General features: G+C 33.5%; 20 protein-coding genes. 5 read left to right on the top strand and 15 right to left on the bottom strand.

Going from position 1 to position 14,609, the window contains the following annotated elements:
- Positions 1-4: 4 nt before the first annotated feature.
- A complete protein-coding gene (locus tag NQZ71_RS19580) occupies positions 5-784 on the bottom strand; it encodes an AraC family transcriptional regulator (RefSeq protein ID WP_275007344.1) in 780 nt (259 codons plus the stop codon).
- A 17-nt stretch (positions 785-801) separates the two neighbouring features.
- Entirely contained in the window at positions 802-1,383 is a 582-nt protein-coding gene (locus NQZ71_RS19575) for a LysE family translocator (protein WP_275007345.1), read from the bottom strand.
- A 300-nt stretch (positions 1,384-1,683) separates the two neighbouring features.
- Here NQZ71_RS19575 and NQZ71_RS19570 point away from each other — a divergent pair, with 300 nt between their 5' ends.
- Both NQZ71_RS19570 and NQZ71_RS19565 read left to right on the top strand, forming a co-directional pair.
- Positions 1,684-2,745, top strand: a complete 1,062-nt coding sequence (locus NQZ71_RS19570) for a saccharopine dehydrogenase family protein (protein ID WP_317012149.1) — start codon at positions 1,684-1,686, stop codon at positions 2,743-2,745.
- 104 nt (positions 2,746-2,849) lie between these two features.
- Positions 2,850-3,329, top strand: coding sequence for a hypothetical protein (locus tag NQZ71_RS19565; protein WP_144456786.1), 480 nt, complete (start codon positions 2,850-2,852; stop codon positions 3,327-3,329).
- Positions 3,330-3,381: 52 nt separating this feature from the next.
- Here NQZ71_RS19565 and NQZ71_RS19560 read toward each other — a convergent pair whose 3' ends face one another.
- From NQZ71_RS19560 to NQZ71_RS19550, 3 genes are all read right to left on the bottom strand, one after another.
- Positions 3,382-3,738, bottom strand: coding sequence for a hypothetical protein (locus NQZ71_RS19560; RefSeq protein WP_317012148.1), 357 nt, complete (start codon positions 3,736-3,738; stop codon positions 3,382-3,384).
- A gap of 538 nt (positions 3,739-4,276) precedes the next feature.
- Complete coding sequence (locus NQZ71_RS19555; RefSeq protein ID WP_275007348.1) at positions 4,277-4,480, bottom strand: glycosyl transferase; 204 nt, start codon at positions 4,478-4,480, stop codon at positions 4,277-4,279.
- 43 nt (positions 4,481-4,523) lie between these two features.
- Complete coding sequence (locus tag NQZ71_RS19550; RefSeq protein ID WP_275007349.1) at positions 4,524-5,465, bottom strand: helix-turn-helix transcriptional regulator; 942 nt, start codon at positions 5,463-5,465, stop codon at positions 4,524-4,526.
- Positions 5,466-5,562: 97 nt separating this feature from the next.
- On the opposite strand from NQZ71_RS19550, the gene NQZ71_RS19545 reads away from it, so the two are divergent.
- On the top strand, positions 5,563-6,009 hold the full coding sequence (locus tag NQZ71_RS19545) for a VOC family protein (RefSeq protein WP_317012146.1): 447 nt from the start codon (positions 5,563-5,565) through the stop codon (positions 6,007-6,009).
- A gap of 44 nt (positions 6,010-6,053) precedes the next feature.
- Here the strand turns inward: NQZ71_RS19545 and NQZ71_RS19540 are convergent, their stop codons facing one another.
- The 7 genes from NQZ71_RS19540 to NQZ71_RS19510 form a co-directional block, all read right to left on the bottom strand.
- Entirely contained in the window at positions 6,054-6,656 is a 603-nt protein-coding gene (locus NQZ71_RS19540; protein ID WP_317012145.1) for a uridine kinase family protein, read from the bottom strand.
- Between the two features lie 35 nt (positions 6,657-6,691).
- On the bottom strand, positions 6,692-6,916 hold the full coding sequence (locus NQZ71_RS19535; protein ID WP_317012144.1) for a hypothetical protein: 225 nt from the start codon (positions 6,914-6,916) through the stop codon (positions 6,692-6,694).
- 13 nt (positions 6,917-6,929) lie between these two features.
- Positions 6,930-7,127, bottom strand: a complete 198-nt coding sequence (locus NQZ71_RS19530; protein WP_144456799.1) for a hypothetical protein — start codon at positions 7,125-7,127, stop codon at positions 6,930-6,932.
- Between the two features lie 449 nt (positions 7,128-7,576).
- On the bottom strand, positions 7,577-8,569 hold the full coding sequence (locus NQZ71_RS19525) for a DUF3231 family protein (protein ID WP_144456801.1): 993 nt from the start codon (positions 8,567-8,569) through the stop codon (positions 7,577-7,579).
- A 229-nt stretch (positions 8,570-8,798) separates the two neighbouring features.
- Positions 8,799-9,308: a DUF2716 domain-containing protein gene (locus tag NQZ71_RS19520; protein WP_317012142.1), complete on the bottom strand. Its 510-nt coding sequence runs from the start codon at positions 9,306-9,308 to the stop codon at positions 8,799-8,801.
- Between the two features lie 39 nt (positions 9,309-9,347).
- Entirely contained in the window at positions 9,348-9,575 is a 228-nt protein-coding gene (locus NQZ71_RS19515) for a DUF3953 domain-containing protein (RefSeq protein ID WP_144456807.1), read from the bottom strand.
- 68 nt (positions 9,576-9,643) lie between these two features.
- Positions 9,644-9,847 carry a hypothetical protein gene (locus tag NQZ71_RS19510; protein WP_275007353.1) on the bottom strand — a complete coding sequence of 68 codons (204 nt, stop codon included), beginning with the start codon at positions 9,845-9,847 and terminating at the stop codon, positions 9,644-9,646.
- Between the two features lie 265 nt (positions 9,848-10,112).
- Between NQZ71_RS19510 and NQZ71_RS19505 the strand changes: the two genes are divergently transcribed.
- Positions 10,113-11,684: a histidine kinase N-terminal 7TM domain-containing diguanylate cyclase gene (locus NQZ71_RS19505; RefSeq protein ID WP_317012141.1), complete on the top strand. Its 1,572-nt coding sequence runs from the start codon at positions 10,113-10,115 to the stop codon at positions 11,682-11,684.
- Between the two features lie 55 nt (positions 11,685-11,739).
- On the opposite strand, the gene NQZ71_RS19500 is transcribed toward NQZ71_RS19505, so the two are convergent.
- Positions 11,740-12,303, bottom strand: a complete 564-nt coding sequence (locus tag NQZ71_RS19500) for a hypothetical protein (RefSeq protein WP_275007355.1) — start codon at positions 12,301-12,303, stop codon at positions 11,740-11,742.
- A gap of 241 nt (positions 12,304-12,544) precedes the next feature.
- On the opposite strand from NQZ71_RS19500, the gene NQZ71_RS19495 reads away from it, so the two are divergent.
- Positions 12,545-12,811 carry a hypothetical protein gene (locus tag NQZ71_RS19495; RefSeq protein ID WP_260054925.1) on the top strand — a complete coding sequence of 89 codons (267 nt, stop codon included), beginning with the start codon at positions 12,545-12,547 and terminating at the stop codon, positions 12,809-12,811.
- Here NQZ71_RS19495 and NQZ71_RS19490 read toward each other — a convergent pair.
- Both NQZ71_RS19490 and NQZ71_RS19485 read right to left on the bottom strand, forming a co-directional pair.
- Positions 12,802-13,344 (bottom strand): helicase, encoded by a 543-nt coding sequence (locus NQZ71_RS19490; RefSeq protein ID WP_144456817.1) that lies wholly within the window; start codon positions 13,342-13,344, stop codon positions 12,802-12,804. The two genes, NQZ71_RS19495 and NQZ71_RS19490, sit on opposite strands and share 10 nt — an antisense overlap.
- A 121-nt stretch (positions 13,345-13,465) precedes the next feature.
- Positions 13,466-14,587, bottom strand: a complete 1,122-nt coding sequence (locus NQZ71_RS19485) for a GerAB/ArcD/ProY family transporter (protein WP_275007356.1) — start codon at positions 14,585-14,587, stop codon at positions 13,466-13,468.
- Between the last annotated feature and the right edge of the window lie 22 nt (positions 14,588-14,609).

Raw genomic sequence — 14,609 nt, 5'->3', positions numbered from 1 at the left:
TTATTCACTGATTGATATTCGATGAATATTCAAATGCTGTTATCCCAAACACACTTTTAAAATGTTTATTTAGATGGGCCAAATCAACAAATCCACATTCTGCTACTGCTGAATAAATGTCTTTGTTCTTTTCTATCAGCTGCTTTGCCCGCACTATTTTACAGTTAAGAAAGTATTGATATGGTGAAATTCCAGTATGAGCTTTAAAGAAACGAATGAATTGGAATTTCGATAAATGCAGTTCACAACTGATTTCGTCCAGCTTCGGAATAGTCATAAGATTTTCATAGAGCATTTCCTTTGCTTTCTTGATAAGAGCATTATCTTTCTTAAAATCTTTCGAGAGATCTGTCTTTATAAGACTTTCAGTTAGTGATAAGAGCAGCTCACTGCACAAATCATCATCCTTTTCTGTCAAGATTGCCTCAGATAGGCTTACTATTTTTTGTTTAAGCAGATTATCATAAACAATTGGATCTGAAAATCTGATGATGTCCTTTTTTTCCATAACCTCTAAAAGCAATTGGGGGTCCATATAAAGCATCATGTAATCTAAGCCTTCCTTATCATGTGCCATGCCATCATGAGCCTGCTCTGGATTGAACAGCATAACACCATTCCTATGCGAAAGCTGTAAGCTGCCATCTAAGGTATAATGTTGAATTCCTCTTAATGTAACACCAATGGCATACTCCATATGAGAATGCTTTTTATACGTAAATTCTGTCATGCTTGCCGCCAACGCCGTTATGCCGGCAGACTTTTTATAAATAAATTTGTCCATTATATCCCCTCTACTCATTACATCCAAATCATGAAAGTCGAATACACTAAGAATAGTGCCATCAGCACATTCACCATTTTTTCGTGCTGCTGTAAAAAGCTTTTAAATAATGCCCCAAAAAGCACCCATGTAATAAATGCTAAAAATCCAATTACAGTGATTGTTATTACATATAAAATAATCTTAGACAAAGAAACATGGTATGGCATGATAAAGGTTGGAATGACTGTTAATGTAAATAACAAAACTTTAGGATTCAAAAACTGCATGAGGAAACCAGACAGAAACGTACCTGTTTGTTTTTCCATTGATTTTGGTTTATCTTTGTTTGTTTTATACACTTGGTAAGCGAGAAAAAGCATATATATACTCCCAATAATCTGCATTAGTATTAAAATTTTTGGGATAAAGGCTACTAATATAGAGTTCAGTACAGCAGAAACACTTAATAAAAAACCAAATGCAATTGTTGCACCATAGGTGTATTCCAGCGCTTTTTTTGTTCCGTTTTTGTGCACTGTTGATAAAATGACAATATTAGTAGGTCCTGGTGTAAATGTTACGATAAAACAGTATAGTATAAAAGACATAATATTCATGAGATACACTCCATTCTTGATATTCTCATAAAATATTACACTCACCATAACAGGACATATAGTATATTATTGCAAGGAATAAAGACCTCTGTAAAAATACAACCAAAAAAACAGCCTTTCCTCCACTTCCTATTTCTCTCTCGTTTAAGTAACCATAATAAACCCCATAAATCTGGGATACTCCTTTAATCATTGTTTTTATACACTAAATATGTAATTGGTCTAGTTTTATAACAAGCAATAATGATAAAGAAAAACAAATTCACAACATTAAGTTAAGGCAAGAGAGGCGTGGTTTATTTGGGAAAAAAAGATATTATTGTGATTGGTGGATATGGACATGTAGGTAAACTTATCTGCAGACAATTAGCAGATTATTATCCAGGCAATGTATACGCTGCTGGCAGAAGCCAAGAAAAAGCAGAGAGATTTTCAGCTTCAACAAATAGTAAAATCAAGCCAATTGTACTTGATATTAATCAAGAGGTACCAGCAAATAGATTAGCTACCGTAAAACTCGTAATCGTGTGTCTCGAACAGGAAAGCGTAACCTTCGCTGCCTCCTGTCTAGAATCTGGCATTGATTACATCGATATATCTGCTTCTTATTCGTTTTTGCAGAAAGTGGAGGAGCTACAGCAATCAGTTATTCAATCAAATGCTGCAGCATTATTGAGTGTAGGTCTTAATCCAGGAGTGACAAATTTACTCGCAAAATCGGTTTCTGAAAAAATGGATACAACTGAAAGTGTCGATATCTTTTTGATGCTTGGATTAGGGGATACACACGGACATGCTGCAATAGAGTGGACAATCCAACAGGCAAAAACAGACTTTCACAAGTGGGAAAATGGACAGCAAGTATTAAAAAGGAGCTTTGTCGGCAAGCAGACAGCATATTTTGGCAAAAAGCTTGGTTGGAGAAATGCCTACCCCTTTAATTTTGCTGATCAGCATGTATTACCTAACACAATTAATGTAGATCAAGTCAGCACTTATCTTTGCTTTGATTCACGATTAGCGACTAGTTCCTTCTCTATCATGAAAAAGCTTGGACTTATTCGGTTTTTGCCAGATAAGTTGACAACGGCAATTTTCAAACGAATTAGCATCGGTGAACCTATGTTCCATGTGAAAGTAAGAGGGAAAGGCATAAAAGATGGCAAAGAAATTATATTGGAAACAGATCTTTCCGGCCAAGAAGAAGCAAAAATAACTGCCTATGTAACCACATGGGCTGCCCGATTTTTATATGAGCAAAATACGCGCAAAGGAGTATTCCATTTAGAAGAAATTGCTGATTGGTCGTCTGTTTATGAGGCAATAAAAACAGATATTGTCTGGGAAATATCTCGAGACTAATAAAAATAAATATTATTATTAAATTTTTCTTAACCGCCAAAACTAAATTCATCGAATAACAATGGTGAATTTAACCAAACTAATCCTATAAGGCGGTGGAGTTATTGAAAAAAATAGGGAAATTCCAGGCAATAATGTGGAGTATTGCTCTGCCCGGATTTAGTCAATTATTAACTGGTCAATATTATAAAGGAACTTTATATGTTTTAACTGAAATACTGATAAACGTCTACAGTCATTTTAATACTGCTATTATGTACAGTTACCTAGGAGAATTTACAAAAGCGGAAGAAGTTATTAATTATCAATGGCTATTATTTTATGCTTGTTTGTATTTTTTTGCTATGTGGGATGCATATCAATATGAAATGCCTGCTAGTGAAGAGCTGTCCTTTCTTCCCTTTCTATCCGCCGCCGCTTTTGTAACGCTTGGCCTTATTTATTCTAGTAAAATAAAACTTTTTGGCCATACATTAGGACCGGTATTTATGCCAATGATCTTCGTTATACCTGGTGTAGGTATTGGTTTTATTGTCCGGTATCTAATACTAAAGTTAACAAACGAAAAGCAGAGTTATACGTAACAGGGATTTTTATCTCTGTTTTTTTATTTTCGCTTATAAATTTTTTTCAATCTTAACGAACAAGCGTGTGCTTGAATTTCAACATCCTTCCCTTGTAAACATGCTTAACTTGTAAAATGAGCCAAAGTAAAAATAAAATTCCACCAATACTAAACAAACACACAGGAAACACATAGTACCAATCAACAAAATCACGATGTACAATGAAAAAGTTCCCTGCTTCAAAGCCTTCAGCACCTATAAATAATTCATCCATCCATTTGTTTAGTTTTAAATCACTTGGAAACACATAATCAGCTTCATTTATATTCATGTCATAATATTCATTGGTACGGTTATCATTTTTTAGATAAATAGCAACACTTTCAAATGAATGAAACTCTTCATTCATCGCTTGTATGGAAGCCAACAAACTGCATGCTACTCCCTCCCGTTTATCCATTAGAGGAGAATATTCTATTTTAATTTTTGAATTCCTGCTCAAATGGAAAATTAATACTATTTATACAATCTGATTAAACAGACCGAATGGAAGATACTAGCTAATCCCCCATTCGGTTTATAACAAACACAAGTTTTCCAATATACGGACCTCAATTTCTGGTTAGTTTCAGCACTAAGAGCTCGTCCTTATTAATGATTGCCCATTGTTAGAACAATAAAGAGATAAAATAATATCCAAATCCAAGTAGGAAGTATTTCAAATAACATATAGTATCCTCCTAACATAACTTGATTATCTAATATATGATATGTAGGTGGACGGATAAATGTAATCGTTTTCCTGTAGGCTTTCTTACGAAAATAACGTTATTTTTCATTTATTTGTATAAAAGTGCATGTTAAGCTTTTTTTAGCTTATTGGACAGATGAGCACTAATCTGCGATTGCCAGCAATTTTAGTTCATTTCCAAATAAAAAAAGCTGCCAAGCGGCAACCTTAATGGTCATTCGTTCTTCCTTTTATTCAGAATCCCAAGGATAAATATTAATATCCCGCTAATCATATAAGAATATATAAATCCATTTAACATCGGCTTAAATTCACCTTCACCCAAGTTTTGATCAGCATACAATAAATTGAGAGACATATAGCCTAATGGTGTACTTAATAATATTAATATTATACCGATTACAAATTGCTTTTTCATTAGCTCCCCTCCTTACCATACAATATATTCTCATGTGAATTACTTAAGACATTTTTTCAAGATGTGTTTGAAGCTTCATTAATTTGCACTGTATTTGTTGCTTTAATGCTGCAGGTTTAATTGCTTTCATATTGCTGCCATATCGCAAAAAATAGTCAGTAATAAAGTCCTCTTCCCCTCGATTATAAAAACCTTTTATCACTATTTTGTCTCCAATTTCGATCGACATGGAGGGGTAATTTTCTTTATAAAAGATATCTATTGCATGTTCAACAATTTCCACCTCAAAATTAATACTATTCTCTGCACGTTTTATTTGCATAGAGCGCAGGAGTAAATCATCTACAGAAGTATTCGATTTTGTCATTAATTCTTCTATAAATGTAATTCGATCACAGCGGAAGACTCTAAATGTATTTGTATCAAGCTCAACACCTGTAGCATACCATTGACCGAACTTAGCGGAAATCTTAAAGAATTGGATAAAATAACTTCTTTCAACACCATTTTTTTTATATAGTATTTTACAACTGTATTCATCAAGAATACTTAATAATATCCTGTCTAAAAAACGACTAATAAAATGATGCAAATTTACTTCAAGTTGGAGAACTTTTTTCATTTTATGGATTTGCTCTATTTGCTTTGGTGGAAGACAATTTTCAAACTTCTCATTGAGCTTTTGGATACTTATATGAAATGGTGTTGATTGATAGGAATCAAGTGTCAGCATCGCAAAATATAATGCGTATATCTCATCTACTGTAAAATTAATAGGCGATAATAATCTATTTTTGAGGATTCCATACCTACCATATCTTCCATGCTCTGCATAAATGGGCATTCCTAATTGTTCAAGTGAACTTAAGTCACGCAGAGCTGTGCTTTTTGAGATATCATATTCAGCCATAAGATCCTGTAAATTGAAGAATTCCCGTTTGTTTAGGTACCTTATCATGTCGTTTAATCTTTCTGATTTTTTCATTGTCCGCTCCCTTAAAGGTGTCATAAGTTGATACCTTTATTCATTATAATAAGTTTTGTTAGTGGATATCAAATGAATATTAAAGGAGATTGATGTTATGAATACAACACTTGAAGCAGCCATTTTCTTATCGATGAATGGAAAAGCTAAAGAAGCAATTGAATTTTATAAAACACATTTTCATGCAAAGGAGTTAATGCTTGTGACGTATCAGGACATGGCAAAGCGTGACAATTCAATGAAAATTACAGAAGATAATAAAGATTTTATTGCTCACTCTGTCCTGAGTATTGGAAAAACGAAGCTTATGATCGCAGAAGAAACAATGAATACGAGCGAAGCCTATACTGTTGGTAATAATATTTCTCTGTGTATTCAAAGTGCTGATCAAACAGAAATAGAACATTTTTACAATAGCGTAACCACTGATAATCGCGTAAAAGTTATTCTTCCCCTGTCTAATATTATTTTCAGTAGGGCTTATGGAGTTATTGAAGACCCATTCGGGATTCAATTTCAGTTAATGTTTGATGATAGATTGTAAAAGTAAGCCTTTGAAGATTTTCTTTCAAAGGCTTCTATATTTATTTAATATCCCCGAATAATAAAGTTTGCTCTGTTAACAGGTTGATGTGCTTTGACATACATATCTTCAAGCATCATCCAGTTATTTTCCCATGTTGTTTGTGCATCTTCGCCATCTCTTTCTATCCCTCGTGTTAAGCGTGTTTCTCTTGGACAATCTATCCATACTTTAACATCATATAAATCTTCCAATTCTTTTCGCAGTGTATAAACACCCTCTATTACTACAATACCCCCTATAGGAACATGGTGCCATTCGGCTAATTTATCTGTTTCCCAATCATATATTTGGTAATATCCAGCTGTCTCCTTGCTTAAGGGTTTAAGAACCTCCTTTAACAGCCGTCTCCAATCAAAGTCAGCACCTATAGATTTTTGCGCAGGTTCTAAAATGGAAATCAGGGAGGAAGGAAGATAAAAATCATCCATATGAACAATTGTAACATCACAGAAATCATCTCTGAGTTTCTGCGCAAATGTACTTTTACCAGAGCCTCCACAACCGTCAATGCCAATCAAAAATGTAGACTGCTTTTTTGAATCACCAACAACATGTTTTACCCAAGTTTTAAAAGAATAATAATCTTGCACTAATCTCTCATTCATTATTATTCACCTACCTTCAGAATAATAATTCTCACTTAAACAGGCAATGGACTATCTGGCCGAATAGGACAATAGCAGCATTCAGGATCACTACATTTTGCTTCTTTCCAAACATTACAATTAGGACAGAAATATGCATCAAAGTCTTCATAATACACTAAGTGAAACCTACAGTTTAAGCACCTTTGTTCTGTATCAATAAAGCCCTCAACCTCAAAGTCATCTATGATTACTAAATAATCTTTTTCTACTATTTTCATAGGATCTCTCCCATCATTTTTCGCTAGAGCATGTAAATGAATACCCTAAAGTAAGAAAGGTACTTTCCACACTTGGATTACCACCATTTTCATAACAAGACTCACTAGCTGCAGTTATTTCCTTCGTATTAAAATATACTTTAGAAGCTAATAAGAATAATGAGATAATAATTATTGCTAGTGTTATCGATATACTAAGCTTAGTAGTCATATTCTTCTCCTTTTCTTCATTACATCATATAACTTATAAAAACATATAGTGTTAGTTACATTTACTTACTAATTCTACAAGTATTATACCTAATTATTCCATATTATATATTTTTTTCACAATCAATCCTTTTTAGTCTAGGCATCGTTAACACAAAATAAGAGAACTAGAACAAAACAATATATAACCTATCTAAACCTGAATAATTTCAGCTAATTTGGAACCAATGGACTTTCAAGTAAAGTATTGCTGTAATATGAGTTCGTTTCTTTGCGCTGTGGCCTCCGCTCCAATCCACTTTTTTTATTATTGAGTACAATCCGTAAACACTAAATAAAAAAACCGAACTATTAAACGATGAAATAGTTCAGCTTAAACATAGACTTAAATACTTTTGTGCCCCACTTTCTTGAAACACTGCAAATAGTCTGAAGACCGCAAACCGTTTCTCAATTCAGTTCTTTTCGGTCATCTGCCTCTGGTAACTTCTCGATCCAGCCTTGTTTGACCATTAATTTACCAAAGTATGCGATAATTTTTAGATCTCTAAGCATTGCTGCATCACAATGTCCAAGTACGTCTATTCTCATGCTTGTTATCATGGCAGTTGTGTAATATGTCGCTGCTAAATGGAACAGAAATCCTACATGAAATGTCATTAATTTTTCTGAGAACGGCGCTTCAACAGAATTTGTCGTTTCTCCATCTAATAAACTTGGTGTATGAAGATTTTCTTCTTCAAATAATTTAGAGAAAACACCGATATTTTTATGGATGGTATCTGAGCACTGCTCCATAAAATGAAGAATTTCTTTATCCTGCATGACCTGTTTAAATCCATTAATTAGCGTCTTCGTTACGATGCTTTTCTTTAAGTTAAAGTAAATATTCCCTGCTTCCATTGTGTTTAATGGTCTCTTATCGCCAAAGGAATCCATAAAATAAGAAAATTGAGTCGGTGATTCCCCGCCTTGCTTCATTGAAAAATAAGGCGAGCGCTGATAAATATCTTTAGCTAAAAGCAGTTCAATTGATTTATTATAAAGATCCATTGTATCAGTATTACTTTCATAAAAATGGTCTCTAACATCCTTTCTGGCAGAGGTGCTAAACGAAATGGAGTAGCCAGACAGCCCATGCAAGGTCATATCATGAATATAAATCAGCCAAAAATTATCAGAAAATAAAGAAGGTGCATTTAGATTAACATCATCTTCTGTAAATCCTATTGGTGCTTCCATATTCTCCGTTTTAAAAAATTCCGCCACCATCTGTAAATGCTTTTCAGATAGTTTCAAAGTAAATTTAAAAAGAGAAAGAACCTCTGGATCTTTTGCTGTCGCTAATACATGTTTACTAATACATATCGACATGGTGTTTTGAATATATTGTGTCCACAATCCTGTAATTTCAGAAGACGTTAATCTTTCCTTCTTAGTCAAAGCATATACCTCCAGTATCACTAAATTTATAAGTATTTTGCCCTAACTATTCAAGATTATTTACACTTCTTATATGGATTGTGATTAATTATTCAAACTAAATTGACCCCTCTGAGTAAAAATGTTGAACGAGGCCCAACACCAAATTTTATTCCATCTAAGCTGCTGCCAATGAATATAATTTATAAAGCTCACTCAGCAAACTCTCTATCTGAAGGTGTTATAATACTCACTCCTCTTCTTGGTCAACTATATGATGCAGCATTCTTGGTTGATGCATATTAAATTGTTCTAATAATTCTTTTCCAAAAATCGTTATCGTTTTTTCCCATGGATGTCCCAGCAACCCCCACTCAAAATTTTTCTGAATAAAAAAGTAATAATCACCATTTGGAAATATCGGCACAATCCACTCATCGAACTGTGATTTAGGAAATTCTAAATGGGGATTTATCCAATAAGAGGGATGCTGCCAATCTATTGCATACATAAATTCATCCTTATGTATAAGTGCCTTAAAAGCATGCAGCGATTTAAGCTCTAAGTCACTATATATATCAATAAAAATTCGCATATCTCCTGTCCAATTTAAATAGGAGGAGATATTATATTTCTTAAACGGAGGAGGAACATTAAAGGAAGGAAAAGAAGTCACACTTGGGTTAAACCTAAATTCCTTATAGAGTCTCTCCCATACTTTTCTATGCTCCATTGAAGATAATTCCATCCAATTCTTCATTTACAGCCTCCCTTCGTATATCTCGGCGAAAATTTTTTACTAAAAGAAGGAAGATACGGCAACATAAAAACCGAAGCCGGCTGTAGCAAATAGCAATATAGTAATCGCTTTTTTATCTTTTTTCCATTCTGTTAGTCCCATTACAACAAATGCTAGCCCTAAAAATCCACATATTAACGGCATTGTTTCATTATTATTTGTTATCAAACTATAAATTGCTAAAATCCCGGCAATTAAACTAAAAATAATCCTTAATATTTTTAACAAAAAACATTATCCTTTTTCCGTAAGCTTTTTTATACATAGTTAGTTCAAATAAAATTATTGAATTGTCGTCATTCTTTATTTAAGCTTTTTTCCACTTTTTGTTTTATATATAAATAAGCTTCTAGTAGTAGACCTGCACTTAAAAATACCAAACAAATAACAAGTGTATATTTCTCAAAAAATATGGCTGTCGAGTAACCTCCTAAATAAATGCCATACAAAAGCATGAAAAAGAATCCTAATGCTGTTAACACCATCTGAATTTTTGCCAAGAGTTTTCTCCTTTTTTGGTATAAATTACATTAGTACATACGAATATGCTTTCTAAAAGGTTTCACCTTGTCCTTCTGCAGCTTATATGGTGTTTGTGCCTCAAGTAAATTCTTCTAACAGCACTGGATCCACTGGGAAAACTTTACACATGAAAAAATTTTACCAACTTGGAATTCTTAAAGTATAATGAAGTAAAAATAATATAGGAAAATTCACCTAATCAATTTACTTTTTTAAAGGATTGGTTATATTGGAGTACAATAGATGATCAATGAATTATTAATGTTTAAATTAATAGTGGCTTTAGCTGGTATTTTAAGCTTATTTCTATGCTTTTTTGCCCATTTTAAGCTAAAGGGTGCCCCTGGTGTTAGACCATATAAAGCAGCAACACTATTATCATCTTTATTTGCCTTTTTTTATGTATTTGAGTTAAGCAGCACCTCACTTAGGGATATAAAATTATGGATCATGATGGAATATCTTGTTATGCCATTCATTCCCGCTTTGCTCTTTATCATGTGTTCCGAATATGTCGGTCAAAAATTAAAGATATGGGTTTATTACTTTCTGTTTTCCATCCCATGTTTTACGATATTTATGCATGCAACAAACAATCTTCACCACCTATACTATTCTTCTGTCGGGTTAAGAAGTGATGCTCCCTTCCCCATTGCAAGACTGGAATATGGTCCGTTTTTTTACATACACGCACTTTACCTGTTTCTTTGTTTAGCGGTAAGTGTCCTAACATTAGCTCGACAATTGAAAAGTGCCTCTTTTATTTTTAGAATTCAGATTTTAGCCATGATAGCTGGCTTGATTTTTCCAATCCTTGCTAATTACTTTTATTTAAACGGTTTAAGCCCATACGGTATTGATTTAGGTCCCGTATCGATGAGTTTATCCTATATTTTCCACTGTATCGCTCTGCTATCTTTTAAAATGTTTAATGTGACTCCGATCTTTAGAGATACAGTGTTTGATAGAATGAAAGAAGGCGTTATTGTTCTTAATCAAAATGGAATTATCCTGGATTATAATCAGGCAATGCTTCCAATCATTCCAAGCCTACATACAGCCGTAATCGGTAAACCAATGATAGAAATTTTGTCAGATAATAGCAGTCTACAGACAATTATAGACACCGAGGAAAACTGTGATTACAAATGGATTTATAATAATAAGACAATTTACCATCAAGTTCAATTTTCTGAGGTACTTAATAAAAATTCACTTAAAGTTGGGCAAATCGTGACTTTTGTTAATATTACCGAGAAGATAAAGTTGCAGGAGCAATTAAAACAGCTTGCATCCATTGATGGACTTACTCAAGTTTATAACCGAACCTATTTTTTGAAGCTATCTAATGAACTGCTTCACACAAAAATACCAAAGGGAGGAAGCCTCTCTTTAATTATGTTTGATATCGATCATTTTAAAAGGGTCAACGATGATTACGGGCATGAGACTGGAGATATTGTCCTATCTCATATTGCGACAATAGCAAAAAAATGCATCCAAGAGTCCGATATTATTGGAAGGTATGGCGGAGAGGAGTTTGTGATATTGCTGCCAAATACTACTAGAGAGGAAGCGGATATCCTAGCGAATATCATCCGTGTAAAGGCGTTAGAAAGTCCTAGCTATACGAATAATACTATCATTCAGACCACTTTAAGTTTAGGTGTTTCACATACATTAGTAACACAACCAAGTATAGATACTATTAAAAACTTAATGAGAGAGGCGGATCAGGCTCTTTATACTGCCAAAAAAAATGGCAGAAACAATGTGCAAATATACTTAGAAGACGACGCTAAACAAACAATTTAAATGCAGGGGAAGGTAATGATACTGACACATTGACTCCCCTTTTTACTTTTGTCAATCAGCTATTTTCATAGTCTTGTATCAACATTACTTGAAATTCATTGATATTTGATACCCAATTAACGGAATCGATATGGATTGTATCATTTACCTCAGGCAATTCATTCATGATTCGCTCAGCTACCTCAAACATAGCTGCCGTTCTGGCATCGTCATATGGGATGCCAGTTTTAAATATTTCATTGATTTCTTGACCAAACTCTTTATTATTAGGAAGTATTTTTACTGTATAATTTATCTTTCCTGTATTCTCACTTTTCCAAGAGTCCGCTAGATAATGGGTATTATCAAGGGCATAATGAGTATTCAAATAATTCTCCATATCTATTACTGTGTTAGCTTTGTCTGGTTTGTTGTTCCCAATAGACTGATTTGCATTTGAATTGTTGCTTTTATCAGGTTTAGTCACTGTGCTATTTTTTGTTTCTTGACTTGAATCTTTCTGTTCACTTGTAGTAGAAGTCAGATTTGACTTCTCAACTGTTTCTCCTGTCGGATTTGAACAGGCTACCATTGTTAGAAACATTGTCGCTAAACCAATATAGATAGAAGCTATTTTCATAAATACACTTCCTTATATTAAATAGATATTGATACTCATTTAACCTTCTTGTTTTTTCATCTATGTACAAAACCACTTGGCTGCTTACGCCACAAATTGTTCATAATAGGAGATATCCTCTTCTAACCAGTCGAACATAATATCCCTCTCTTTTTCCAAACACAAACAAAAAGGTCCACATATACAAATTTATGGAAAATATGTTAAAATATAATTATATTTTATAAAAGGATGTGGGTCAATGAAAGCAAAAGAACATGGTATCTCCATTGTGTTAAACCTCTTCTTAGGCTATCTGTGGATTATATTTGTCAATCATATAGTTGCAATTGCCAATTCATTTCATAACACCCTTTTAATTGGTGGCTTTTTCATCCTATTAGGAACCTTTTTATTTTGGGAAATTGTCAACCGAATAACTCCATTTAATACGTACAAATTTAATCATCCTGTTCGAATAACAGGTTTTGCTTCATTCTTATTAGTTGTGGTAATCAACTACCTTTGACAAAAGATAAAACGGTCTTCTGGATTCCAAATATGCAAATTATCAGCAATATAACCGCGCAACCACAGTTTTCCGTCCATTTTTCTTAGATAAAAGCCTTTCGGAAATTCATCGTCCTCTGTTAAAGGTTCAGATGCTACGGTGACAGAACCTGTTGGAGCTTGATTAGTCTTGCTAGTATCAGCAGAAATTTCAGGTTGATCTAGATAAAATAGTCTTAAATATGGCCCTAGCTCAAGGGGACAATTATGTAATCCAAGTTCTGTTGCTTTATGCAAAATTTCAGGTGTTGTCGCTCCATTTGGAAGCCCTAGATTACTTACAGCAAGCTCTACAGTCTTAAGTCTATACGCAGTAGAAGACACGATTAATCTATCATCAGCTAACAACATCTCCCCGTACTTATTTAATAAAATAGATGAATCCAGCAGTTCCTGAATTAGTTGTGATTTTGTCTGGCCGCCTATAGTTATGTTTCTGATGATAGTTGGGCAGTCAGGATAAACCTTTTTATATTCTTCTTTAGCCAAAATCCCTCATCCTCTCCATATGTAATTGCTAACTTTAGTTTTTATTTATTCTACAAGTTTCATTTAATACCCTTGTTATTCCTTCCATAAAAAAAGCAGCTGGTCGGCTGCAACTAATGGGAGCTTATGTTTTCACTGCCCTCCTCTTCCTTTTCTTGACCATTATTTTAGCTAGTAATATTACCAGACATAACATTGGAATAAGAAACTGAAAGACCAAATGAACGTACAGCGGCACAATCTTTAAACCGATATAAAGATGGACAATAAAGTTGTTCATGAACGCTGCACTTATAATATAAACAACAAGCAAAAAGGGGATGATCATCTTTTGTTTCTTTTTTAGTTTAAAAATCCCTGCCAGCCCTTGAATACCTGCATAGGAGAAAATAGTTATTTTTATTAGGCCACCAATGGTAAACACCAAAACTGCTAATAATTCTAGATGTCTAATAAAATTCAAAAAATTAATATGTTCAATTGTCTTCATAAATGGAAAAGTAAAATATTCAGCTAAATCTGCTGTCAATAGTCCGACATTAAGTACTGCTATTATTATTAATGTTAATCCTGAAATAAGTACAGCCATCCAGCTATGTTTCTGAAAGGTAGAAAACTTTGTTAAATATTGATAATAACAAATAAAAACGATTACTTCACCAAATGGAAAGGTAATTAATGTTGGGAAAACAGCCTTTATAATGGGAGAATAACCCTCTTCTAGGATTGGTCTTAAATTATTCCAATGAAAATCCTTAAGAAAAAACATAAATACGATAACCAATATAAGAAATGTCAACATAATTAAGGTTAGTGCTTGAGATGATCGACCTAATGTCTCTATATCTAAATAACAAACATAGGCAACTAACAAAAGAATCGATAATTTAATGACCCAAGCACTGACACTCCATAAAATTACTTCATTAATAAAAAAAGCAAAATCTCCTGTCACACGAGCAGCTAAATACAAAAAATAAAGATAGTAAAGGGTAGCGATAATAACTCCTATGGGACGACTAAATGCATCTTGTAAAATACGTGTGAACGTTTTTCCTGAACCGCCAGCTCTATACAATGCTATATAACAAAAATGAATGGCAATTCCGATAACTGTTGCAATACCAATTGCCATCCAAGCATCTTTTTTTGCTTCCATTCCCATTCCTAATACAATGGAGCTTCCAAGTTGAAACAATATGATCATAGAAGCTAGCTCTAATGTATCAATTTTTTTTATTTCCATCTTTAACACCAGCCGCCCATTA

Source organism: Niallia taxi (assembly GCF_032818155.1).
GTDB lineage: Bacteria > Bacillota > Bacilli > Bacillales > Cytobacillaceae > Niallia > Niallia taxi_A.
Note: the sequence above shows the minus strand (reverse complement) of the source record. Positions and strands in the feature narration are given on the sequence as shown.